This window comes from Pandoraea sp. NPDC087047 (assembly GCF_044745225.1).
Taxonomy (GTDB): Bacteria; Pseudomonadota; Gammaproteobacteria; order Burkholderiales; family Burkholderiaceae; genus Pandoraea.
In genome coordinates this window covers 263,511-284,533 of sequence record NZ_JBIUZU010000007.1, presented here as the reverse complement: position 1 = coordinate 284,533, position 21,023 = coordinate 263,511, and the positions used below count along the sequence as shown (strand labels likewise).

Genomic DNA, 21,023 nt, shown 5'->3' with positions numbered 1-21,023 from the left:
CGCACACCGACGAAGCTGCCTTCCGTCAAAGTCTCTCGCGTCTGGTATTTCAAAATTGAACAATTTCGGTGCCATGCATGCAACGCGGGACAGTGAGCCGCCATCGTAGCTTTTGTCGTATATGCAACCGAATGCAAAAACGGATACAAGCACCCATGCCAACGCCATTCTCGCGCGGCAACGAACACGCACTTCGCGTGTCACCGATGCTGTGGCTCGCGATGTGCGTCATCGCGTGCGTTCATGTGCCTGCATGTGCCTGCATGTGCCTTAACGTGCGTCCACGTGGATCCGCCATCGCCCTCAATGTCAGAACGCACCGTCAGCGCATTCCTACATTGATTCGGACTACTGTATATGTACTGCGCATTGTGTGCAGTGCAATACGCCTGCGGGGGCCCGTCAGGTGGAACATCCAAAAGTTATTACAAAGTCTTACAACATGCATCGATCCAAATCCCGCAATTTGCGTCCAACTTATGTACCACTGCACTGAAATCGGAAGTGAATAAATCCCGGTACTGGCTCAAGCCATCGGATGCACTCGATCCGAGTCATTCGAACTGAGTCAATCCATGATGACGACGGGCGGGACAAACACCGCTCTCGCAAGGAGGTCATGATGCGAACGAACACCGAGCACCCTGCGAGTCAGGGCACCCCCGACGACAACCACGCGACAAACCGGACGGCCAAACGCCGGTCGGCGCGCATGTCGAAAGCCGGCATTGCCCGGACGTCCTCGGCGGTGGGGCTAGCAACGTTACTGCTGAGCCTGGCGGGATGTGCCTATGCGCCGCCGCCGCAACCGCGCTTGCCGTACCGAGGCAACGAAACGACGAATCCCGCGTATGAGCCGAACTGCGGCCCGCCGCCGTATGCGCCCGGCTCGGCATGCAGTCCCTACGCTTCGCCGTCCGGGCCCGTGGCGCCGAACACCGACGCCTACGGACGTCCCTATCCGCCGACAGATGCTTATGGCCGACCGTATTCGTCCGACAGTCAGGGGCGTCCGTACCCGCCTCCGCCGCCGCCCCCGGCCTATCAGGAATCGAACCCGGCCAATGGCGTAGGCGCGCCGGCACCGGGCTCGGAGACCGCGCATTGAACGGGCGACGAGACGATTCCCGCGCTTTCCACGCTGTTCACGCAGTCACCCGCTTGTCCACCCATAACGGGCAAAACGTGTCCCAACCGCGATCCGGTCGCGGTTGAAACACCTGCCAGTATCCGGGGCTCCGTGCCCCTTTGAAGGAGCCATGCGCCATGAAAACCACACAACGATGGATCTCGCACATCTCACATCTTTCGCGCTCGGCCGCGCCCATTGTCGTGGGCGCTGCGCTCATCGGCGCGTTGGCCGGGTGCGGCAGCATGACACCGCGCGAATCGCGTAATACCGCGGTGGGCGCCGGTGTCGGCGCGCTCGGCGGTGCCCTCATCTCCGGTGGCGACCTCGGAACGACCGTGGGGGGTGCCGTGGTCGGGGGCGTGATCGGGAATGTCATCACGGATGACCGTCGCCGCTAACGCGAACTTAAGGAGAAGCGAAACATGACACCGCAAGACACACTCCGCCAACGCACGCTTCGAACGCTCAAGACACGACGCCTCGGCCGCCGAGCGCTCGCCGCCATCGCCCTGTGCGCCGGTGCCGCCGCGCTGTCGCTCGCCGCGCTGCCGAGCTTTGCGCAGTCCGGTGCACCGATGACCGGCGTCGTGCCGTCAACGCCGACAGCGCCGCCCCCGATGACAAATGCCACCGGCCCCGATTACGGCGACGCCGCCGACCAGGATGCCGCGCTCGGCCTGTACCTCCAGCGCTCCTTCGACGCCATCGATACCAATCACGACGGCAAGATCGACCGCAACGAATGGGCCGCGTATCAACGCAGTCAGTTGCAGGCGCGCCGCGCGACGTTCGAGCGCTACTTCAAGGCCGCCGACAAGGACGGCGACGGCTATCTGAGCCGCGAGGAAACCGCAGCGTCCGAACCGTTCCTCTATCAGCATTTCGACGAGATCGACGTCAATCACGACGGCAAGCTCTCGCCGGCCGAAATCCGCACGTTCTTCCGTCGCTACTATCACGAGCGCTCGCAGGCCGACGCGGCAACGACCAAGCCCTGAGCCGACGTGAACTGACGCGAACCGACGGGGTGGCGGGGTGACGCAATCCAATGCGCTCCGTCACGAAACGGCCGCCGAACGTCAGATCTCGCGACACAAAAAAATACGCCACGGCATGCCGTGGCGTATTCGCTTTCCCGTCAGGTATGCGCGAGCTGTCACCCCCGCGCGCCCCTCAGGCACGCATTACACGTGGAAGAACTCGGCGATGATCGCGGCACCGAGGAACGTACCGGCGTTCGCGAGGAACGACACGACCACAATGCGCCAGCCCAGACGACGGAAAGCAGGCACGTCCTTGGCGACCGACAGACCGGCGTAGGTGAGCATCGGCGTGACCAGCGACAGGAAGTTGATCTTGCCCGTGAACTGCTCGACGACCGGTGCAAACGGGAACGCAGGCGAGGTCAGGAACATCGCGATCAGCGACACCCAGCACACGGCCGGCACCTTGCGGCGCGTCACGAAGTACAGCGCTTCGCCAACGATCACGGCACCGATGATAATCAGCATGCCCGGCACGCCGTCGAGGAACGGCGTCTTGAAGGCCATGCTGTTACCGACCAGCGCCAGCGTACCCGAGAAGACCCATGCAAACAGACGCGCACCGAAGTTCATTTCGACGGTGTGGGCCGTGCTGGCCTGCTTCAGTTCCTTGGCGGCTTCGGCGTCGGCCACGGCAGCGGCTTCGGCGTTGGCGCGACCGCGACGGCTCATGCGGCCCAGTACCGGCTCCATCACGCGGTAGCCCCAAACGGCGAGCGGCAGCGAGATGAACAGCGTGAAGTACGTACCGATGGTCGTCGTGATCAGGTTCGACGCAGCGGCGAACGTTGCGACTTCCTTCGCGACTTCCGGCGTCTGCTGTGCGGCGATGGCACCGGCCGCAGCCGCCATCATCGAACCCGAGCCCACGCCGGCGCCCATGGCGAGCGAGTGCGGATGGAACAGGTTCAGGCTGGCAACGAAGCCCGCGAACAGCGAAATGAAAACGGCGCCGAAGATGGTACCGGTCAGGTACTCGGCCAGCACGCCACGGCCTTCGGGCGAATCGAAGCCGTACTTCTCGCCGATGATGGCGAGGCTCGGCTCACGACCGACCGAGAAGGTCGCGCCGATGGCTTCGCGCTTGATGCCGAGCATCAACGCGACCGGCAGGCCCAGGATGATCGTGCCGACGAAGTGGCCGAATTCCTGGAAGACGAGGGCCCAGCCAGCGGCCACGAGCTTGGGCAGCGAGCCGCCCACGAGCAGGCCCAGCTTTGCCACGAAGAGCAGCAGGGCCGGTTGCAAAATGGCAGCCGCCTTGTGCTGCATCGGCAGATCGATCTGCGCGAAACGCGGCAAGCGCGCTTGCGACAGGCCCAACGCCGCGCCGAGCAACAACGCCCAGACCATCGGCAACAACACGATCTTGCCGTGACCGGCATTGATGCTGATCGCGCCGATCAGCTCCGCGATCACGAGGATCACGATTGCCCAAACATACAGGCGCACGCCATCGCTGAAGGCGCCCCCTTGCGGCTTGGCCGCTTTTTGTTCCATGACTGCCATCTGGGTCTCCACTGCACTTGCTATTGAACCGGTCCGATGCCTTGCGCTTTCCGGCTACCCGGCAGTCTGGCGATCATTTCGGTGGTTAAGGAAGTTCGGCGCACCGTCCTTCAGGTCTCAAAACCCTCGGACGTCTCCGACACGGCGCTGAACGCTCGCCATATTGGCACGCCTTGGTGACAGCAATAGCACTACGCGCCGAACCGCCCGAGGGCGGCATTATACGCGGTCAAAATAGCCGTTCCGGCCTGATGTCTCGCAGACTGGAACGGCCCCGCACAACGCTCAGACGTAGCCGAACGGCGTGGCCGGGTTGGCGGCCGTCTCAACCCAGACGCTCTTCGTCTGCGTGTACTCATACAGCGCTTCCACGCCGCTGGAGCGGCCATAGCCGCTGTGGTTGTAGCCGCCGAACGGCGACGCCACGTTGATCGTCTTGTAGCCGTTGATCCAGAACGTACCGGCGTCCACCTGCGCGGCCACGCGGTGGGCCCGGGCCACGTCCTGCGTCCACACCGCGCCCGCCAGACCGAACTCGCTGTCGTTGGCAATCGCCAGCGCTTCTTCTTCCGTGTCGAACGGAATCGCCACGACCACCGGGCCGAAGATTTCGGTACGCGCCACGCCCATGGTGTTGTTCGCGTCGGCCAGCACCGTCGGACGCACGAAGAAGCCGCCGTCGCTGCGCTGCTGCGAGCCCGCCGCCAGACGCGCGCCGCCCGCGACACCCGCGTCGATCATGTTCATGACGTGCTGATATTGCGTGCGGTTGCAGATCGGGCCGACTTCGGTCGCGTCGTCAAGCGGCTCGCCCACGCGAATCTTTTCCGCGCCGCGCGCGAGCATCTCGATCATCTGGTCGTACACGCCACGTTGCACCAGCAAGCGCGAGCCCGCCACACAACTCTGGCCGGCACTGGAGAAGATGGCGGCCTGCGCACCCAGACACGCGCGCTTGAGGTCGGCATCGTCGAACACGATGTTGGCGGACTTGCCGCCCAGTTCCAGCACGCTCGGCAGCAGGCGCTGCGCAGCGGCGGCGGCGATCTTGCTGCCCGTAGCCGGCGAGCCGACGAACACGACCTTCTTGATGACCGGATGCGAGATCGCGGCCTGGCCCGTCGTGTGTCCGAAGCCGGCCAGCACGTTGATGAGGCCACGCGGCACGCCGGCCTGCTCGGCTAGCGCCGCGACCACGAGCGAGCTCGCCGGGGTGAGCTCCGAGGGCTTGAGCAGCACGCCATTGCCCATGGCGATCGCCGGGGCGAGTTGCCAGCCGCAGGTGAAGACCGGCGCGTTCCATGGGGTGATCTGCAACACCACCCCCATCGCTTCGCGGCGCGTGTAATTCAGGTGCGTGCTCGGCACCGGGATGACGTCGCCGAAGAACTTGTCGGTCCAGCCCGCGTAGTACTCGAACATCTCCGCCACTTTGCCGACCTCGCCGCGGCAATCGCGGATCGGCTTGCCCGCGCCGACGGACTCGAGCTGTGCGAGCGCTTCGGCGTTCTCGCGAATCTTGCTGCCGACGGCCTGCATCACACGGCCGCGAGCGGCGTGGGTCAGCGCCCACCACGTTTTTTGCGCTGCCTGAGCCGCGTCCGCAGCTCGCGCCACGACGGCGGCACCGGCGTCGCGGTAGGTCAGCACCGTCTGGCCGGTGGCCGGGTTCACGATGTCGATGGTCGTCTCGCCGGTGCCTTCAACCAGCTCACCGTTCACGAATGAACCGATGGTGGTGGCGTTAGGGAAGAACCGGGCGAATGCGCCGAGCAAGGCGGCAGCTTGTTGGTCTGGCATGAGATCACTCCGTGCGATGCACCGTCGCGGGCGCATCGTGTCGTCAAACGAAAAAGAAAAAGCGGTAAATGCAGCGGGAACCTGAAAAGGAACCTAGGCAGGAAGCGAAGCGGCGCGATTACGCGCGGCCCGGTTCGATGAATTGCACGATGCTGTTGAAGTCCTCGTCGTCGCCCACGCTCCCGGCGCTCGCGGCCCACAGACGCCCGACTTCTGCCGACAGCGGCCCCGTGGCCAGCGTGCCTGCCTGCTCGGCCAGCGCCATTGCCAGACGCACGTCCTTGCGCATGAGCTTCATGGTGAAGCCGGAGTCGAAGGCGTCGTTGAGAATCCACGTCGGATAGTTGGTTTGCGTCACCCCACTGCGCCCGGACCCCGCGTTCAGGCCTTCGAGCACCTGCGCCGGGGCCACGCCCGCGGCCTTGGCCAGACGCATCGCTTCGCCTGCCACCACGAGATGCGCGGCGCACATCAGATTGTTGATGAGCTTGGTCACGTGCCCCGCGCCCACATCACCGATGTGTACGCGCTTGGCCGACATGGCGGCGAGCACCGGCTCGATGCGGGCGATGTCGTCTGCCGAGCCGCCCAGCACCATCGTGAGTGCGCCGTTCAGCGCACCCTTCGGCCCCCCGGAGACCGGCGCGTCGACCAGCGCAATGCCCTTCTCGCGCAACGCGACGGCCAGGGCACGCGTGCTCTGCGGGTCGGCCGTGGACGTGTCGACGACGATCAGGCCCGCGCGTCCGTTTGCGGCAATGCCGTCGGCGCCGTTCACAACCGCCTCGACGACTTGCGACGTCGGCAGCGACAGCACGAGTGCGTCGGCTTCGCGAGCCAGTTCGGCGACCGAAGCGCGCAGGCCGATGCCCGCGTCGGCCAGGGCGGCACCGGCAGCCGGCGACGGATCGAAACCGAGCACCGTGAAACCGCCGCGCTGCAATGACAGCGCCATGCCGCGTCCCATATTGCCCAGTCCGACCACTCCGATGATTTTCATGTTGACTCCAGATTGACTGCGAGAATGACGCCGCCCCCACGGGCGACGCCGCGTTGCTCCGCCGGCCGGGGCATCCGGCCGACGCTTGGAAATTTCAGGGAATCGCCGCGCTAGTGGTTGACGAACTCCAGCACCACGTTGCCGGCAAACTCGGGCTCGACGACGAGCCCGTGCTCGTTGTAGCCGTACGGCACGCCATGCTCGCGCCACAGCGCCTCGACGTGCGCCAGATCGGGGGCGAGCAATGTGATCGCCACGGCATGCGTGCGCACGCCCTGCGCCATCGGCAGCCCCACCGCGGCGTAGCGCGCTTCGGCCCGCTGCGGCGACAACGCGCGCAAGTGGCCGCAGCCCGTGTCGACCACGGCGCCGCCACCGTAGAGATCGACCTGACGCACGCCATACATGCGCTGCCAGCGGGTCGCGAGGGTGTGCAACGCGGCGGCGTCGGGCGTCACATACGTCACCCCGACGACGCCGGTCACGCCGTTGGCGTGCTGCTGCCACTCCGGCACCCAGACCAGCTCCGGACGATGCTGATGGCAGATGAAGTGAGAGGCGTCACCGAGCGAATCGTCGATGAACAGCCCGAGCGAGGCGACGACCTCGTCACGCGTGCCGTCGGGCCGACGCATGGCGCGGCGGAAATCGAGAATGCCTTGTGTGTTGAGCCCGGCTTGCGTGAGGCGGGCGTGGTCGGCGCGGGCGTCCTTGCTGTGAAGGGCGACGAGTGACACGCCCTCTTCGCGTGCAAGGAATCCGCCGAGATAACGCCCGAAGCAGAAGTCGCCGACGGCGTTCGTGCCGAACTTGGCCGCGTTGTCGACGCCGATCAGTTCGATGAAGTTCTCGCCGAACATCATGAGCGACGTGACGGTGCCCCACGGGTGATACGAGACCGGCGACGGCGCAAACCCCATGCGCTCGTAATGCGCCAGCCGCCGCGGATGGTCATGCACCGTGACCAGCGGATGATCGATGCCGAATCGCGTATTGCGCGGAGGAATCATCGGGGGTCTCCGAGAGGCCTTGGCGTGACTTGGCGTCACGTTGCGTCACATTAGGTCACTTCAGGTCACATCGAAACTGGCGCGGAATCGGGCCGCCGACGCCGGGCCTCGCCTGGGTTCGTTGCCCGGCGTTGGGGCCGATCCGCATGTTTCGCAGTGTGAATTGAAAAAAAACCACGCTCAATGACAACGCTTGAAGATTTTTGTTCTAATAATTAGTCTTTATGGCATGACACCTGCCATCAATGAAAGCCGTTTGTCGTATCTGTTCGAGGCCGTGCAGTGCGGCACCGTGCGCGCCGCCGCCGACAGACTCGACATCGCCCCATCCGCCGTCAGCCGCCAGATCGCTTTGCTGGAGGCCGAACTGGCGCTGCCACTCATCGAACGTCACAAGCGCGGCGTGCACCTGACACAGGCGGGTCGCCTGCTCATGGAGTATTACCGGGAGCAGCGCGCCCACCAGGAAGACCTGCTCGCCAAGCTCCAGGAAGTGCGCGGGCTGCGGCGCGGGCATATCCGGCTGGCGGTCGGCGAGGGGTTCGTCAGCGATCTGATGGGCGCGCCGTTGCAGTACTTCTGCAAGCGCTACCCCGACATCACCCTCACGCTCGATCTGGCGGGCACCAACGAGGTCATGCGACTCGTCGCGGAGGACGATGCGGACATCGGGCTCGTCTACAACCCGCCGGCCGAGCCCAAGATCGTCTCGCGGGCACAAATGTCGCAGCCCGTGCACGCGATCGTCGCCCCCGGCTCGCCTCTGATCGAAAAGGCGGCCCAATCGGGCAAGACCGGCGCGCTCACGCTCGACGACCTCCATGAGGTGCCGCTCGCGCTCATGCACGGCTCCTACGGCACACGCCAGTTGCTGGAACTGGCCGAGCAGTCCGAGAAGCACCGGCTCACCCCGACCGTCACGACGAACTCGATTTCCGTGCTCAAGCACTTCGTGCGCGCGGGACTGGGAGCCACTTTCCTGCCGACGTTCGCCGTGTCGCAGGAAGTCGAGGCAGGCGTGTTGTGCGCGCTGCCGGTCGATCACCCGATTCTCAGCGGTGCCGAGGCGCATCTCATCACTCGCGCCGGACGGCGGTTATCCGGGGCGGCCAATCGTCTGCTCACGCATCTCGCCAGCAAGATGGAGGCCTTCGGGGCGCCGGACTGAAACGGCCGCATGAAGCCTTTCGCCCGCATTTTCCGACCTGAAAAACCTTGCGCCGGGGTGGCTCGGTTGTACACACGCAACAATCCGGGTATCGAGCCTTTCCCTTATGTTGCGCACGGGGGAATTCGGATATAAAGAAGCCAACAGGCGAATGGGGGCCTTTTCGTTGCGTCGCAGTACGACACATCCGGTCCCAGCTCGACACCAATACCGGTCGCATGGCCGCGCGCGAATGGCGCGCGCCGCCGCCGACCCCACGCCAGTGGACTGCCATGACAACGATCTCTGACGACCAGAGCGTGACGGCATCACTTGCAACCGGCTGCATGTCCCCATGCGGCAACCGTTGCCCCGGCGTTCCCGCTTACCGATTTCTCGTCACTCGTAACGAAATTTCAGGCTTTCCCGACGACATCTCGTATCGCCCCCGCTCGGGCGCTGCGCCGTGACGTCGGCTATTACCACGCAAGAAAGGGGCGGGGCAAAACGCAACCTGGGGAACAGACCATGAAGAAGAAGCTCATTGCAGCAAGCCTGCTTTGCAGCATCGGCACGTTCGCACACGCGCAATCGAGTGTGCAGCTCTATGGACGTGTCGATGGTGGCTTTCAGTTCATGAATAACTTGCAGGACGGTAACGGCGGCACCGCGTCGCGCTGGAGTGCGCAGGGCGGCGACTATGGGACGAGCCTGTTCGGCCTGCGCGGCTATGAAGATCTCGGGCAAGGATTGCACGCCGTATTCAATCTGGAAGGTGGGTTCCAGTTGATGAACGGCTTCAATAACAATGGGTCGGGTTCGATTTTCGACCGTCGCGCGCTGGTCGGCTTCAACTCCCGCTCGTGGGGCCAGTTGACGATCGGGCGTAACCTGTTCATCAGCAACGGGGTCTGGGACTTCGATCCGTTCCAGCAGCAGGCCTTCTCGTCGGCGTCGCTCGTACGCGGACGTAACTGGCCGCAGGCGAGCAATACCGTCAACTATCAGAGCCCGAACTGGTACGGCTTCGATGTGGCGGGTCAGTACGCCTTCTCCAACATCGCGGGACAGTTCAACAACGGCCGCGGCATGGGCGCGCAGTTGACGTACACCCAGGACCGCTTCCAATTGCGTGCGTTGTACGACGAGATCCGCGATGCCAACGGACGCTTCACCGACGTGTTCGCCACGTCACGCGAATACTTCGCCGGTGCGAATGTGTTCCTGAACCGCTTCACGATCTCGCTGGGCTACACGCACATGTCGGCACCGGACGCTCCTGCGCCCGACTTCGCCACGCGCGCCGATCACTACTGGGCAGGCGTGAAGTATCAGGCCACGGCCGTGTGGGCCGCGAACGCGGCGGTGTATCACGTGAATGTGCCGGGCGGCTTCGGGCACGCCACAATGTTCGAACTGGGAACGACGTACAACCTCTCGAAGCGCACGTTCCTGTACGGCACCGTCGCTTACGTGAAGAACAGCGCGAACCAGAGCTTCTCGGTCGCGGCCATTCCCAGCGATTCGCTCGACAACCCGCCAGCCGGCAAGAGCCAGACCGGCGCTTATATCGGGGTATCGCATTCGTTCTGATCGGGGGTAGCGTTGCGCGTCCCCCCGATGCCAGGGGTGCCGGACAGACCGGCATCCCGTGACCGCCGATCACCAGACGTACATGAGTGATCCGGCCACACCCGCCTGCGTTTGTCCTTTGCGCAGGCTGCCGTTCACGCCCCCGTGAAGCGAGAGCTGCTTGCCGAATTTCACGTCGATACCGGCTTCCGCATTCACGATATCGCGCCCGAGCGAGATGCTGCGCGAGTCAGAAAGCAAAAAACCCGCCGCACCTTTTCAGGCACGACGGGTTTTCGTTCGACGCCGGTACATCATGGCAGCCTTGCGGGCTGCCGTGACGCTCAGGCTTAAAAGCGATACTTCGCCAAAATGCCGCCACCGTAGGCGCTTTCGCCCTTACGCAGGCTGACGTTGCCGCCGACGCGCACTTCCAGTTGCTTCATGAGCAACATCTCCAGCCCCAGATCCGCCGTGAAGATGTCACGCCCCAGCTTCGGGCCCCTCACCTTGAACGCGCGCGGTGCGCCGTAGATCGAGTTCGTCAGGATGCTCTGCGTGTTGCCGAACTCGTGCTCGTAGGCCAGACGCAGCGACGGCGCCACCTTCGCACCGCCCACGCCCGCCACCTCGCGCCACAGGCGTACGCCCACCACACCGCGCGCGGACGTTTGCGACTGTGCGTCCACCTTCAGACCGTCGTTGCCCTGGCCGGTGCGGTTCGTTTCGTCGAAGCCGTCCAGACGTGTGGATGCCACCCGTACCCCGATTGACGGATCGATGTTCACACCCGATACGCCAAAGCGCTTGCCGACCTCGCCGAACAGCCCCAACGTCCGGCCGTTCGTCTTGCCCGAGAGACGCGCCGAGGCACTACGCGCGGCCACCCGGCGGTCCGTCTTCACGTTGTGATTCGTGTACGACATCCCGCCGTTCACGAACCAGTTCGTGTCGTGCAGATGCGAGCCGTACAGACCCAGGCTCACGCTATTGACCTTCGACTCGCCCGGCATTTTGGCCGGCTGTGAGTTCTGGTTACCCATACCCACCGATGCGCCGACGATCGTGTTGTCAGCGATGCGCTGATCCACACCGATGGCGCCATCCACGCTCTTCACATCGAACGACACGCCGCCACCGCGCTGGCTGGATTTACCGCCCTTGAACGAGGCCCAGCCGACAGTGCCGTTCCGAGACGCCTTGGCCCCGTTTGCGGTCGTATCGTCGAACATCGAGCCTCCGGCAATCATGCGGGTCTGCATGCTGCGCTGGAACGACGTCGCGGCGCTTTGTGCGGCCAGCGCGTTGTTCACCAGCGATTCGCCCGAGAGCAGACGCGCCGAGTAACGTTGCTCTGCCGAGCCCGCCGTTTGCAACGCCATCTCTGCCAGCACCTTGCCGCCAACGCTGGACGAGACCAGATCGCCCAACGCGACGCCATCCACCGACCTCAGCACCGCTCGCTCATTAGCCCGGTATCGAGTGTTCGCCGCGAGTAAATTGACGGTATCACTGGGGACCAGCGTCACAACGCCGTGGGTAGTGCCACCGCGGGAAGGTTCGCTCACGGTGTTGCCACTGCCACTGTCACTGGTATCGGTGCCGGCTTGGGTCGTCCCGGTGTTGGTGTTGGTGTTGGTGTTGGTGTTGGTGTTGGTGTTGGTGTTGGTGTTCGTGTTCGTGTTCGTGTTGGTGTTCGCGTTGGTGTTCGCGTTGGTGTTCGCGTTGGTGTTCGTGTTCGCGTTGGTGTTCGTGTTCGCGTTGGTGTTCGTGTTGGTGTTCGTGTCCCCGGCAGCGATACCGGTTCTGGGGCGAATGCGGGTCGGAATACTCCCCACGGCCACTTTGCCGACTTGGACGTTGGCACCTTCTTTCGCTTGCACCACCCCCAAGTCCACGCCGACCATGTCGTTGAGCGAGAGGGTGTCCCGGGCGTAAACATTGATTTGCGTCGAGCGGAAATCGCTATCGCGCGTGACGCTGATGGCGCCGACTTGCGGCACCCCGTTCACCTTGTCTACGACCGCAGCGATCCAGGCGCCACCGCCGTCGGACGAGTATTTTTTTACGGCAAGCGTCTGGATGCCCAGCCCAATCGCGCCGTTGTTCACAATCTCCTCGACACCGCCGACGTCAGTCGCCAACGTAATCGCCGCCCCGGGCGCAATCCTCACCGTGCCGGAGCCCAATGCATTGCTGTGTGCGGCCGTTATCGCACCCTGCTCGACGGACAGGCTGGAAATGCCGCGTTGGTCGCCGCCGAATGTCAGGTCGCCCTTACCGACTTTGACGACTTGCGAGGCGGGTGGGATCCGTTCCGGCTCAGCCATGTTCGAAGCCAGGATCCTGCCGTCAAACCGGCCGCTTTCGTTCAATGCGCCCAACACCAGCTTCGTGTCGCCGGTGAAAACATCGCCCGTACCCACCAGAGAGCCGACGGATATCCGCTTATCGGGCATGTCTTCGCCCCCGATCGACATACCGATGTCCGACACATCAAGCGTTCCACCGTCCATTTGAATCGCCGCCTGATCTGCCGTCGTCTTGCCCTGCAGCGTCAAGACACCTCGGTTAATCAACCGCGCGCTTTCAAGCTGCGTATCGGTGATCGCCGCCTCACCGTTATTTTCGATGCGGGCGTTCCCACCCGAGGACTCGACAATCGAGAGAATCCCGTGGTTGGCAATTTGAAGATTCTTGAGTTGCGTGCCAGAGAAGCCCACGTAGCCGCCGTCTTCATTCTGGATAACGGCCTGGCCGGCATCACCGCCCGCGATCTGGGTGATACCCTCGTTGTCGAGCTCGAGTTTCCCCAACGTCGAGTCACTGATTTCCAACGTACCCTCGTTGGTTATCGAGGCTTGATTGACATTGGCATCGGAGAAATAGGCCTCACCCTCCGTCTCGATAAGGATTTCGCTTTTCCCTGCGTCGGCGCCGATGAGGCGCAAATGCCCCTGCCCGAGAATCGAGATATCAGCGCTTCCTGCACTGGTACCGGACTGGAATTCAATCGAGCCGCCAGAGGCATCCGACGCTGGACTCTCCTCGTCAATGGTCTCGTCGTCACTCGCGGCCTGCAGGATGATGCCCTCGGCCGTATCGCGAATACCGTACCCGCCTTCCACAAACTCGATGCGACCGTTTTTGCCAGCAGCCAGCGCCAACATGTCACCGGCACCTTCAATGCCCTGGTGGATGCTGAGCCGACCGTCCGTGACGTCCACGAGGTGATGCGTCTTCTCCGAAGCGCGCAACGTGCCGACCTCTCGCTCACGGTACGGCGCGCCCTCAAGCGGATCGGATATGGTGCCAGAACGCGAAGTAATCTCGAGAGTGGAGCTCTTGACGATGAGATCGGTGTCACCCTCGTTCGCAATATCGGCCTTAAGGCCGTCCAGGTTGTTGCGCTCCCAGGAAACCAGCGTCCCGGGGGCGCCACTCGACGATTCAGGCTTCAACTCATATCGGTCGAGGAGCGCGCTCAAAGTGTCGCCATCCGCGCGGGTCACCGTTTCCAGTTTTTCTCTGACGCGCACCTCGTCGTTCCATAGCACCTTGCCCTTGTCCAACAGTGCCTCAACGCGGTCCGGACGCGTCAGGAATTGCGATAATTTCTTAATCTCTTCCGATCGCTCCTCGCCTGATTTCGCTCTGATGGCATCCGCACCGGCCTTGATTTGTTTCAAATCCTCGATACTCATCCACTTGACGTAATCCAGGGGCTTGCCGTCTTCACCTTTTGCCGCCATTTCCAGCAGCTCGTCGGCTCTCCCGCTAATTTGACTTAACGCCTCGTTCTGTTCGTAAAGATCCGGCTTTTCCAACGCTGCCCAGATATATCGGGTTTCTCCGCGCCAGGTCGACGCACGCAAGTACTCCTCGTTGGTCGCGTCGCGTTCCGCCAGCGTTTTATTGAGCTTCGACGTCAATCGTTCGATGGCCAATCCCCTGAGCGAGTGCGCAGCTGGTACTGTCCTCTCCTTGTCCTCTTGCGCCACCACAATGTCCGGAAATGCGGCGGCGGCCGCCACCACGGCAGCAACTGCCATATAGACCCTGGTTTGACGCAGCACTGCAATCTTCGAAGACTTTTCTGGCATTTGGCCCTCCCTTTATCTGGAAATAGCGACGGCAGCCGTCGTCTCATCAAGAGCGGCACACCGATCGCCGACGATCAAGGGCGAGTCTAAGATTAGCTACATCACAACCCCATCTTTAATCGATACATTTGGTCCATTACCCAAAACAAATAAAAATGGAATTAAATTATGAATACTCCCAGACAAACAGTGACAAAAACCAAAGTGTTCACCAGAATACGACAAACACCGCATCGAAACTTATTTACAGAAAAATTTCAGAAAACCGCAAATAACGTTGATTTAAATATTCCGAACAAGGTGAATCAACGTCTGTACATACGTGATATGCGGTGCTCTTTGAGATGGCAATAAAAAACCCGCCGTGCCCTGACAGGCACGACGGGTTTTCCGTCCCTCATTCCTACTGGCGACCCTCACGGCCGCCTGCGAGCGCTTACTCTCGCACCAGCGTCGTCCCTGGCTCAGCCCACGGGCTTACGCTTGGGCTTCAAGTCCGTGCTGTCGATCTCCTCAAGCACATCGCGAAACTCGGCAATGTCCTCGAAGCTGCGATACACCGACGCAAAGCGGATGTAAGCGATCTTGTCCAGGCGTTTCAACTCGCGCATCACCAACTCGCCAATACGCTGGCTCATCACTTCGCGCTCTGCACCGGCCAACAGCTTGTATTCGATGCGCGCGATCGCGGCATCCATCGCCTCGGCACTCACAGGGCGCTTGCGAATCGCCAACTGCATACTGGCGCGCACTTTCGCGCGGTCATACTCGGCGCGGCTGCCGTCTTTCTTGACGACGGCCGGCATCGCCAGTTCGACACGCTCGTACGTGGTGAAGCGCTTGTCGCACGACGGGCATTTCCGGCGCCGCCGGATGGCTGCGCCGTCTTCCGCTTCACGCGAGTCGATGACCTGCGTGTCGTCGTGCCGGCAGAACGGGCAGCGCATGCGTGCGACGCCTTCGGCTTAGCCGTAGACCGGGAAACGCTTGGTCAACTCGGCCACTTTTGCGCGTACGGCGGCCAGGTTGCCTGCATCTTCCGGATTGTCGAGCACGTCGGCGATCAGGTTGCCCACCTGTGCGGCTTCGACTTCCGTGAAACCGCGCGTGGTCATCGCCGGCGAGCCCAGACGCACACCGCTCGTCACGAACGGCTTTTCCGGATCGTTCGGAATGGCGTTCTTGTTGACGGTGATGTGTGCTTCGCCCAGCGCAGCTTCCGCTGCCTTGCCGGTAATGTTCTTGGCGCGCAGGTCGACCAGCATCACGTGCGATTCGGTGCGACCCGACACGATACGCAGGCCACGGTTGACCAGCGTCTCGGCCATCACGCGGGCGTTCTTCGCGACTTGCTCCTGGTACTTCTTGAATTCCGGCGATGCGGCTTCCTTGAACGCGACGGCCTTGCCAGCGATCACGTGCATGAGCGGGCCACCCTGGATACCCGGGAAGATGGCCGAGTTGATGGCCTTCTCGAATTCCGCCTTCATCAGGATCACGCCGCCGCGCGGGCCGCGCAGGCTCTTGTGCGTGGTCGTGGTGACGAAGTCGGCGTGCGGCACCGGGTTCGGGTACACACCCGCGGCGATCAGACCGGCGTAGTGCGCCATGTCGACCATGAACAGCGCGCCGACCGACTTGGCGATCTGCGCCATGCGCTCGAAATCGATCTTCAGGGCGAACGCCGAAGCGCCAGCCACGATCATCTTCGGCTTATGTTGCTCGGCCAGCTTTTGGGCGGCGTCGTAATCGATGTCTTCGGCTTCGTTCAGACCGTAGCTCACCACGTTGAACCACTTGCCCGACATGTTGACCGGCGAGCCGTGCGTGAGGTGACCGCCGTGCGCGAGGCTCATGCCCATGATCGTGTCGCCCGGCTTGAGCATGGCGAAATACACGCCCTGGTTCGCCTGCGAACCCGAGTTCGGCTGCACGTTGGCCGCTTCTGCGCCGAACAGTGCCTTCACACGGTCGATCGCCAGTTGCTCGACAACGTCGACATACTCGCAACCGCCGTAATAGCGCTTGCCCGGATAACCTTCCGCATACTTGTTGGTCAGTTGCGAACCCTGCGCCTCCATCACGGCCGGGCTGGTGTAGTTTTCCGAAGCAATCAGCTCGATGTGATCTTCCTGACGCTGATTTTCTTTCTGAATCGCGGCCCAGATCTCAGGATCGACGGAGGCAACGGTAGATTTCGATTTGTCGAACATGGCGTTTGCGTTGAATTGAACAGGTTTTCCGGGAGGGGATGCTGCAGCGCGCCTTCCTTTGTGCTTCGGAAGACGATAGACAGGGCAGCACCAACCATCACGGCTGCCCAGGCGAACGGCAAATAAGACCCCGACGCTTCCCGGTGGGTTGCTCCACCTCGGGCACACCATGCAGTGCACCCTAATCGCCAGTCACGTGGGGTTTGTGGCGTCGACAGTTTATGCGAGGTTGAGACGTTAGGCAACCGGCCCGGCCACGCGCACCACGACCTTGCCGAAGGCCCCGCGGCGCAGATGCGCCAACGCCTGGCCGAAGTCGGCAAAGTCGTAGACGGTGTCGACCACTGGCGCAATACCGTGGCGCTCGACTAGCGCCGCGAGCGCCTCCAGGCCGTCACGGTGCCCAACCCCGATGCCTTGAATATGAGCACGCTTGAGCAATACCGGGTACACCGGCAATTGCAGCAAATCCCCACCCAGCGTGCCGATAACGGATATTTTGCCGCCTTGCGCGAGCGCCGCCATCGTCTCCTGTATATCTCCGCCTGCCAGTTCCAGCACCTGCTCGACGCCCCGGCCTTGCGTGAGCCGAAGCACCTCTTGCCCCCAGCCCTCCCGGCGCAACACGCCATGCGTCACGCCCAAGGCGCGCGCCCGGGCCAGCTTGTCCTCGCTCCCGCTCGCGACAATGGTCTTCGCGCCCTGAGCCAGCGCCAGTTGTGCGCCGAACAGCGCAACGCCGCCCGTTCCGATCAACAAGACTGTCTCGCCCGCCACCAGCTTGCGGCCATTACCGAACAGCGCAAACCATGCCGTGAGTCCGGCGCAAGTCAGCGTTGACGCCGCCACGTCGTCAAGCGTGGACGGCGCCCGCACCAGCGCCGCTTCGTCGAACACCGCGTACTGGCGCAACACGCCCTGCAACGTCCCGCCAAAGACTTTCAGGCCCGATGGGGCCGGCTGCCCCCCGATCCAGCGGTCCCAGAACGTATTGACGACGCGCTCGCCCACGGCGACACGTGCGACGCCTTCGCCCACCGCCACCACCTCGCCCGCCATGTCCGAGCCGGGTACGAAGGGGAACGTCACCGGCAAACCCATGCCGGTATCGATCATCAGCGCGTCGCGGTAGTTGAGCGACACCGCCCCCACTTTCACCAGCACCTCGCCCGGCCCGGGCTGCGGAATGCCCACCGTCACCCGTTCAAGCGCGGCTTCGCCCAGGGTCGTCATCTGCCATTGCTGCATCGTCGTCATTGCCAAGTCCTCATGCTGATCTGAAACGCCCGGTACGCCGGGTAGACGTGCTTAGCTTATTGGAGAATACTTTGCGGCAGTGTTGGCAATTTATCCACTCATTGACGACATATGAGACCCAATGAGCTTTACACACCCGACCGGTTGTCGGGCATTTCCGCCTTCGTGGCGGCGGCAGACGCCGGGAGCTTCGCAGGCGCGGCCGCACGGCTGCATCTGACGCGCTCGGCCGTCGCCAAGCGCGTTGGCCGACTGGAGGCTCGGTTGGGCGTGCGCCTGTTTCACCGCACCACGCGCAGCCAGCATCTGACGGACGAGGGGCAGACGTTCTATCAACGCTGTACGAAAGTGCTCGCAGAGCTGTCGGAAGCCGAGAATGCCCTGAGCGCCGGCTCGCAAATGCCGATGGGCAAACTACGGGTGACCATGCCGGTGCAGATCGGCCGTCAGTGCATTGCCCCCGTGCTGCTGGCGCTGGCGAGGCAGCACCAGCAGTTGCGACTAGAGTTGTCGTTCAGCGACCGGCGCATGGATCTTGTCGAGGAAGGCTACGACCTTGCCGTGCGCAGCGGCCCCATCGACGACACGCCCGGACTCAAAGCCCGCTCGCTGGGTGAACAGACGCTGGTGCTGTGCGCTTCGCCCGCCTATCTCGCCGAGCATGGCACGCCGCAAACTGCGGATGACCTTGCCGCGCACGTGCGGCTGATGTAAGGACGCCACGGGACTTTCTTTGAATGGCCCACGTTGCCGATGACGCATGAAATCAGCCAGCCGCCCCGCTTCGTGATGGACGATCTCGTCACGCTCGTCGACGCCGCAGAGCAGGCGCTTGGCATCACCTGCCTTCCCCAGTGGGTGGTCGCGCAGTCGCTAAGCACCGGCAGACTGGTGCGGGTGCTCCCGCAGATCTACGCCCCGGCTTCGCCGCTGCATCTGGTCTGGCCGGACACCCGCCACCCGTCGCCGAAGCTGCGCGCCGCCATCGACGCGCTGCTTGACGCTGTTCCCGCGCTATTGGGCATGCCCTCGGCGGCCTCCCAGAATGACGTCACGAAATGACGATCTTCGGCTGGCCGCAACCTCGCCTCACGCGCCCGCCTGATGCCCGAAGGGCTCTTGCTGGGCGTCGATAGCCCGTGCGCGCATTGGATACGCGTGCGCCCATGCCTGCGCGGCCCACGTGCCGCCGAGTAACTGCACGAGACTGTCCCGGCGTGTCAGGAGATGGTTGACGAAAGCCTCCGAATCCCTGAGCGGCGCCTTCGCTGCCGACGACTCGCCGCCAGCCACGTCCCGCGCACTCTCCACCCACGGACGCACTTCCTGTGCCGATATCCGGCCAAGCCGATAGGCCATCTCGGCGGCCAACGCCCGTACACTCGTCGGGTTCTTCAACTCGTCCAGCACCGTCCGGTTCGGTACGTCGCGGGCCAGCCCGGCCAGTCGTCGAACGAAAGGGGCGTAGTGTTCGCCGTACGGAAACTGCGTCAGGTCAGCGAGCGCGCCGGGCGGCAGCGTTGCGCCGAAACACGCCGCGTCCCTGCGAAACGTCGACCGGAGCGCAGGGGACGATGAGGACGGTGAGGACGATGGGGATGATGAGAGCGACGCCAGACATTGCCGCTGCCCGAGCGCGACTTCATGGCCCTCGTCCTTGAGCGTGCCTTGAAGCCCCAGGTCCAGGCAGGTATCGAAGTCGACCGTCATCATGCAAGGCAAATCGTTCTTGTCGCGCCACACGCCGATGTTCTCCATGAAGACGTTGCAGAGATCCCGGTTGCCCAACCACAGCGCGGCGACATACTGACGCTCCAGCGCACATTGATAGACGGCCGGAAGCGCGCCGCAGAGCACGCCGCGCGTGTCGTTGCGCCGTCGCAGTGCTTCGGCATACGCGCGGGCCGCGGCGCCTTCCAGCGACGGGAACGGTTTGTGGCCGGCCTGCGCCAGCACGTTGGCCATCTGCTGGCCGGCTTCGCGCGCATCGGCCCGCGTGCGCTCAAGGCTGGCGGCCTGGATGGGATCGTCGTGCGAGCCCTCGATGACCCGCCATGCGGCGTCCCCTTCCAGCCAGTCGCCGAGATGCCGATAGACAGGCAGGTACGTCGTGGCCAGATAGATGCGCTCGGGCGCCTGCGTACCGTCGAATGCCTGCGAACACCCCTTGACCAGTATCGCAGTCGGCGTTGCCAGTCCCAACGCGCCGAAAAGTCGCGACGCCAGCCAGGCCTGCGCGGCGTGCCACGCACTCGGGCAGGCTTTCACGACATATTGCGACGCGTGCGCTTGCTGCGTCAGCGACATACGAACGGCATTACCGGCACGATCCGGCGGCACCGCGTCGGGCACACGCGTGGCGGCGGAGAAATCATACGGCCCGATACCCGGCAAGGGCGCGCCACTGCCGTCATGCCCGATCACGGCACCGAACGTGCCGAGCGGGCCGGCCTCGGGCAACAAATCGTCACGCGGCGGCGCGGCCGCGCCGCTCGACGTATTGATGCACGGATTCAGGAAGGGACAGGCGTTGAGGTCCATCACCACGCTCCTTGCTCGTATGGCGGGGTCGCGGTGCGAGCCCCGTGATTGGGATCGGCAAATCTTGCTGCGGCGCCAGACAATCAGCTTTCGAAAATGGGACAACTTCGGACAAATCCGCCTCTCCCCCCCTAACGTGATAGGCTCGCCGCATGTCTACGTCCCCCCGAATTCTTGTCAGCAGTTGCCTGTTGGGCCATCCCGTTCGCTATCACGGGCGTGCCGCGCCTTGTGAAGGCGATGCCAACGCCATTCTCGAGCGCTGGCGCGCCGCAGGCTGGATCGCGCCGATTTGCCCCGAAGTGGCCGGCGGCTTACCTACGCCGCGCCCGCCCGCCGAAATCGCGCACGCCGCAGGCGGCAATGCGGTATGGCAAGGGCTCGCCCGTGTGGTCGACGACACGGGTGCCGACGTGAGTGCGCCGTTTCTCGACGGCGCTCGCCGCACGCTGACGTTGGCGCAGCGTCACGGCATTCGTATCGCGGTATTGAAGGAAGGGAGTCCGTCGTGCGGCAGCGCGTCAATTTACGACGGCTCGTTCACCGGTACGAAGATCGCGGGAGAGGGAGTGGCGGCCGCGTGGCTACGGCAGCACGGCATTGAAGTGTTCAGCGAGCACACGCTCGCGCTGGCGGACGCCAGACTGCGCAGCGCCGATAGCGATCAGTAGCCGTCGCTAGCGCACCACGTCACAC

At 63.5% G+C, this 21,023-nt stretch carries 16 protein-coding genes, 1 pseudogene and 1 riboswitch; of the genes and pseudogenes, 7 read left to right on the top strand and 10 right to left on the bottom strand.

From position 1 onward, the window contains the following. Nucleotides 1–619: 619 nt before the first annotated feature. From ACIPHM_RS15620 to ACIPHM_RS15610, 3 genes are all read left to right on the top strand, one after another. Complete coding sequence (locus ACIPHM_RS15620; protein WP_400329736.1) at nucleotides 620–1,108, top strand: hypothetical protein; 489 nt, start codon at nucleotides 620–622, stop codon at nucleotides 1,106–1,108. A 158-nt stretch (nucleotides 1,109–1,266) separates the two neighbouring features. Further along, entirely contained in the window at nucleotides 1,267–1,530 is a 264-nt protein-coding gene (locus ACIPHM_RS15615) for a hypothetical protein (RefSeq protein ID WP_400329733.1), read from the top strand. 24 nt (nucleotides 1,531–1,554) lie between these two features. Continuing rightward, nucleotides 1,555–2,130, top strand: coding sequence for an EF-hand domain-containing protein (locus ACIPHM_RS15610; RefSeq protein ID WP_400329731.1), 576 nt, complete (start codon nucleotides 1,555–1,557; stop codon nucleotides 2,128–2,130). 186 nt (nucleotides 2,131–2,316) lie between these two features. Here the strand turns inward: ACIPHM_RS15610 and ACIPHM_RS15605 are convergent, their stop codons facing one another. The 4 genes from ACIPHM_RS15605 to ACIPHM_RS15590 all read right to left on the bottom strand — a co-directional run bounded on the left by ACIPHM_RS15605 (nucleotide 2,317) and on the right by ACIPHM_RS15590 (nucleotide 7,494). Then, nucleotides 2,317–3,684 carry a DUF3100 domain-containing protein gene (locus ACIPHM_RS15605; RefSeq protein ID WP_400329728.1) on the bottom strand — a complete coding sequence of 456 codons (1,368 nt, stop codon included), beginning with the start codon at nucleotides 3,682–3,684 and terminating at the stop codon, nucleotides 2,317–2,319. Nucleotides 3,685–3,969: 285 nt separating this feature from the next. Then, nucleotides 3,970–5,484, bottom strand: coding sequence for an aldehyde dehydrogenase family protein (locus ACIPHM_RS15600; protein ID WP_400329726.1), 1,515 nt, complete (start codon nucleotides 5,482–5,484; stop codon nucleotides 3,970–3,972). A gap of 118 nt (nucleotides 5,485–5,602) precedes the next feature. After that, a complete protein-coding gene (locus ACIPHM_RS15595; protein ID WP_400329723.1) occupies nucleotides 5,603–6,694 on the bottom strand; it encodes an NAD(P)-dependent oxidoreductase in 1,092 nt (363 codons plus the stop codon). Continuing rightward, nucleotides 6,595–7,494, bottom strand: coding sequence for a VOC family protein (locus tag ACIPHM_RS15590; RefSeq protein ID WP_400329721.1), 900 nt, complete (start codon nucleotides 7,492–7,494; stop codon nucleotides 6,595–6,597). Before ACIPHM_RS15590 ends, ACIPHM_RS15595 begins: the two co-directional genes overlap by 100 nt. Nucleotides 7,495–7,723: 229 nt before the next feature. On the opposite strand from ACIPHM_RS15590, the gene ACIPHM_RS15585 reads away from it, so the two are divergent. Next, the gene (locus tag ACIPHM_RS15585) at nucleotides 7,724–8,662 is read left to right on the top strand and encodes a LysR family transcriptional regulator (protein WP_400329718.1); all 939 of its coding nucleotides are present in this window, start codon (nucleotides 7,724–7,726) and stop codon (nucleotides 8,660–8,662) included. 507 nt (nucleotides 8,663–9,169) lie between these two features. Then, entirely contained in the window at nucleotides 9,170–10,234 is a 1,065-nt protein-coding gene (locus ACIPHM_RS15580; protein ID WP_400329715.1) for a porin, read from the top strand. Between the two features lie 69 nt (nucleotides 10,235–10,303). Here ACIPHM_RS15580 and ACIPHM_RS15575 read toward each other — a convergent pair whose 3' ends face one another. The 5 genes from ACIPHM_RS15575 to ACIPHM_RS15555 form a co-directional block, all read right to left on the bottom strand. Beyond that, on the bottom strand, nucleotides 10,304–10,474 hold the full coding sequence (locus ACIPHM_RS15575) for a hypothetical protein (protein WP_400329712.1): 171 nt from the start codon (nucleotides 10,472–10,474) through the stop codon (nucleotides 10,304–10,306). A gap of 89 nt (nucleotides 10,475–10,563) precedes the next feature. After that, entirely contained in the window at nucleotides 10,564–14,316 is a 3,753-nt protein-coding gene (locus ACIPHM_RS15570; RefSeq protein ID WP_400329709.1) for an autotransporter domain-containing protein, read from the bottom strand. 464 nt (nucleotides 14,317–14,780) lie between these two features. After that, complete coding sequence (gene nrdR, locus ACIPHM_RS15565) at nucleotides 14,781–15,263, bottom strand: transcriptional regulator NrdR (protein WP_400329707.1); 483 nt, start codon at nucleotides 15,261–15,263, stop codon at nucleotides 14,781–14,783. An 18-nt stretch (nucleotides 15,264–15,281) separates the two neighbouring features. Next, on the bottom strand, nucleotides 15,282–16,529 hold the full coding sequence (gene glyA, locus ACIPHM_RS15560) for a serine hydroxymethyltransferase (protein ID WP_400329705.1): 1,248 nt from the start codon (nucleotides 16,527–16,529) through the stop codon (nucleotides 15,282–15,284). 98 nt (nucleotides 16,530–16,627) lie between these two features. After that, nucleotides 16,628–16,735, bottom strand: a riboswitch (ZMP/ZTP riboswitch). Between the two features lie 31 nt (nucleotides 16,736–16,766). Continuing rightward, entirely contained in the window at nucleotides 16,767–17,777 is a 1,011-nt protein-coding gene (locus ACIPHM_RS15555) for an NAD(P)-dependent alcohol dehydrogenase (RefSeq protein ID WP_400330026.1), read from the bottom strand. A gap of 120 nt (nucleotides 17,778–17,897) precedes the next feature. Between ACIPHM_RS15555 and ACIPHM_RS15550 the strand changes: the two are divergent. After that, nucleotides 17,898–18,848, top strand: a pseudogene (locus ACIPHM_RS15550) (LysR family transcriptional regulator). 27 nt (nucleotides 18,849–18,875) lie between these two features. On the opposite strand, the gene ACIPHM_RS15545 reads toward ACIPHM_RS15550, so the two are convergent. Then, nucleotides 18,876–20,327, bottom strand: coding sequence for a hypothetical protein (locus ACIPHM_RS15545; RefSeq protein ID WP_400329702.1), 1,452 nt, complete (start codon nucleotides 20,325–20,327; stop codon nucleotides 18,876–18,878). Nucleotides 20,328–20,479: 152 nt separating this feature from the next. Here ACIPHM_RS15545 and ACIPHM_RS15540 point away from each other — a divergent pair, with 152 nt between their 5' ends. Beyond that, nucleotides 20,480–20,998: a DUF523 domain-containing protein gene (locus ACIPHM_RS15540; RefSeq protein ID WP_400329700.1), complete on the top strand. Its 519-nt coding sequence runs from the start codon at nucleotides 20,480–20,482 to the stop codon at nucleotides 20,996–20,998. Nucleotides 20,999–21,023: the final 25 nt, after the last annotated feature.

What these genes read in the sequence shown, in the direction of transcription:
- ACIPHM_RS15590 (WP_400329721.1), bottom strand. Translation starts at nt 7,494, where the DNA reads ATGATTCCTCCGCGCAATACGCGATTCGGCATCGATCATCCGCTGGTC.
- ACIPHM_RS15610 (WP_400329731.1), top strand. Translation starts at nt 1,555, where the DNA reads ATGACACCGCAAGACACACTCCGCCAACGCACGCTTCGAACGCTCAAG.
- ACIPHM_RS15615 (WP_400329733.1), top strand. Translation starts at nt 1,267, where the DNA reads ATGAAAACCACACAACGATGGATCTCGCACATCTCACATCTTTCGCGC.
- ACIPHM_RS15620 (WP_400329736.1), top strand. Translation starts at nt 620, where the DNA reads ATGATGCGAACGAACACCGAGCACCCTGCGAGTCAGGGCACCCCCGAC.
- ACIPHM_RS15570 (WP_400329709.1), bottom strand. Translation starts at nt 14,316, where the DNA reads ATGCCAGAAAAGTCTTCGAAGATTGCAGTGCTGCGTCAAACCAGGGTC.
- ACIPHM_RS15555 (WP_400330026.1), bottom strand. Translation starts at nt 17,777, where the DNA reads ATGCAGCAATGGCAGATGACGACCCTGGGCGAAGCCGCGCTTGAACGG.
- ACIPHM_RS15580 (WP_400329715.1), top strand. Translation starts at nt 9,170, where the DNA reads ATGAAGAAGAAGCTCATTGCAGCAAGCCTGCTTTGCAGCATCGGCACG.
- glyA (WP_400329705.1), bottom strand. Translation starts at nt 16,529, where the DNA reads ATGTTCGACAAATCGAAATCTACCGTTGCCTCCGTCGATCCTGAGATC.
- ACIPHM_RS15585 (WP_400329718.1), top strand. Translation starts at nt 7,724, where the DNA reads ATGACACCTGCCATCAATGAAAGCCGTTTGTCGTATCTGTTCGAGGCC.
- ACIPHM_RS15605 (WP_400329728.1), bottom strand. Translation starts at nt 3,684, where the DNA reads ATGGCAGTCATGGAACAAAAAGCGGCCAAGCCGCAAGGGGGCGCCTTC.
- ACIPHM_RS15600 (WP_400329726.1), bottom strand. Translation starts at nt 5,484, where the DNA reads ATGCCAGACCAACAAGCTGCCGCCTTGCTCGGCGCATTCGCCCGGTTC.
- ACIPHM_RS15545 (WP_400329702.1), bottom strand. Translation starts at nt 20,327, where the DNA reads ATGGACCTCAACGCCTGTCCCTTCCTGAATCCGTGCATCAATACGTCG.
- nrdR (WP_400329707.1), bottom strand. Translation starts at nt 15,263, where the DNA reads ATGCGCTGCCCGTTCTGCCGGCACGACGACACGCAGGTCATCGACTCG.
- ACIPHM_RS15540 (WP_400329700.1), top strand. Translation starts at nt 20,480, where the DNA reads ATGTCTACGTCCCCCCGAATTCTTGTCAGCAGTTGCCTGTTGGGCCAT.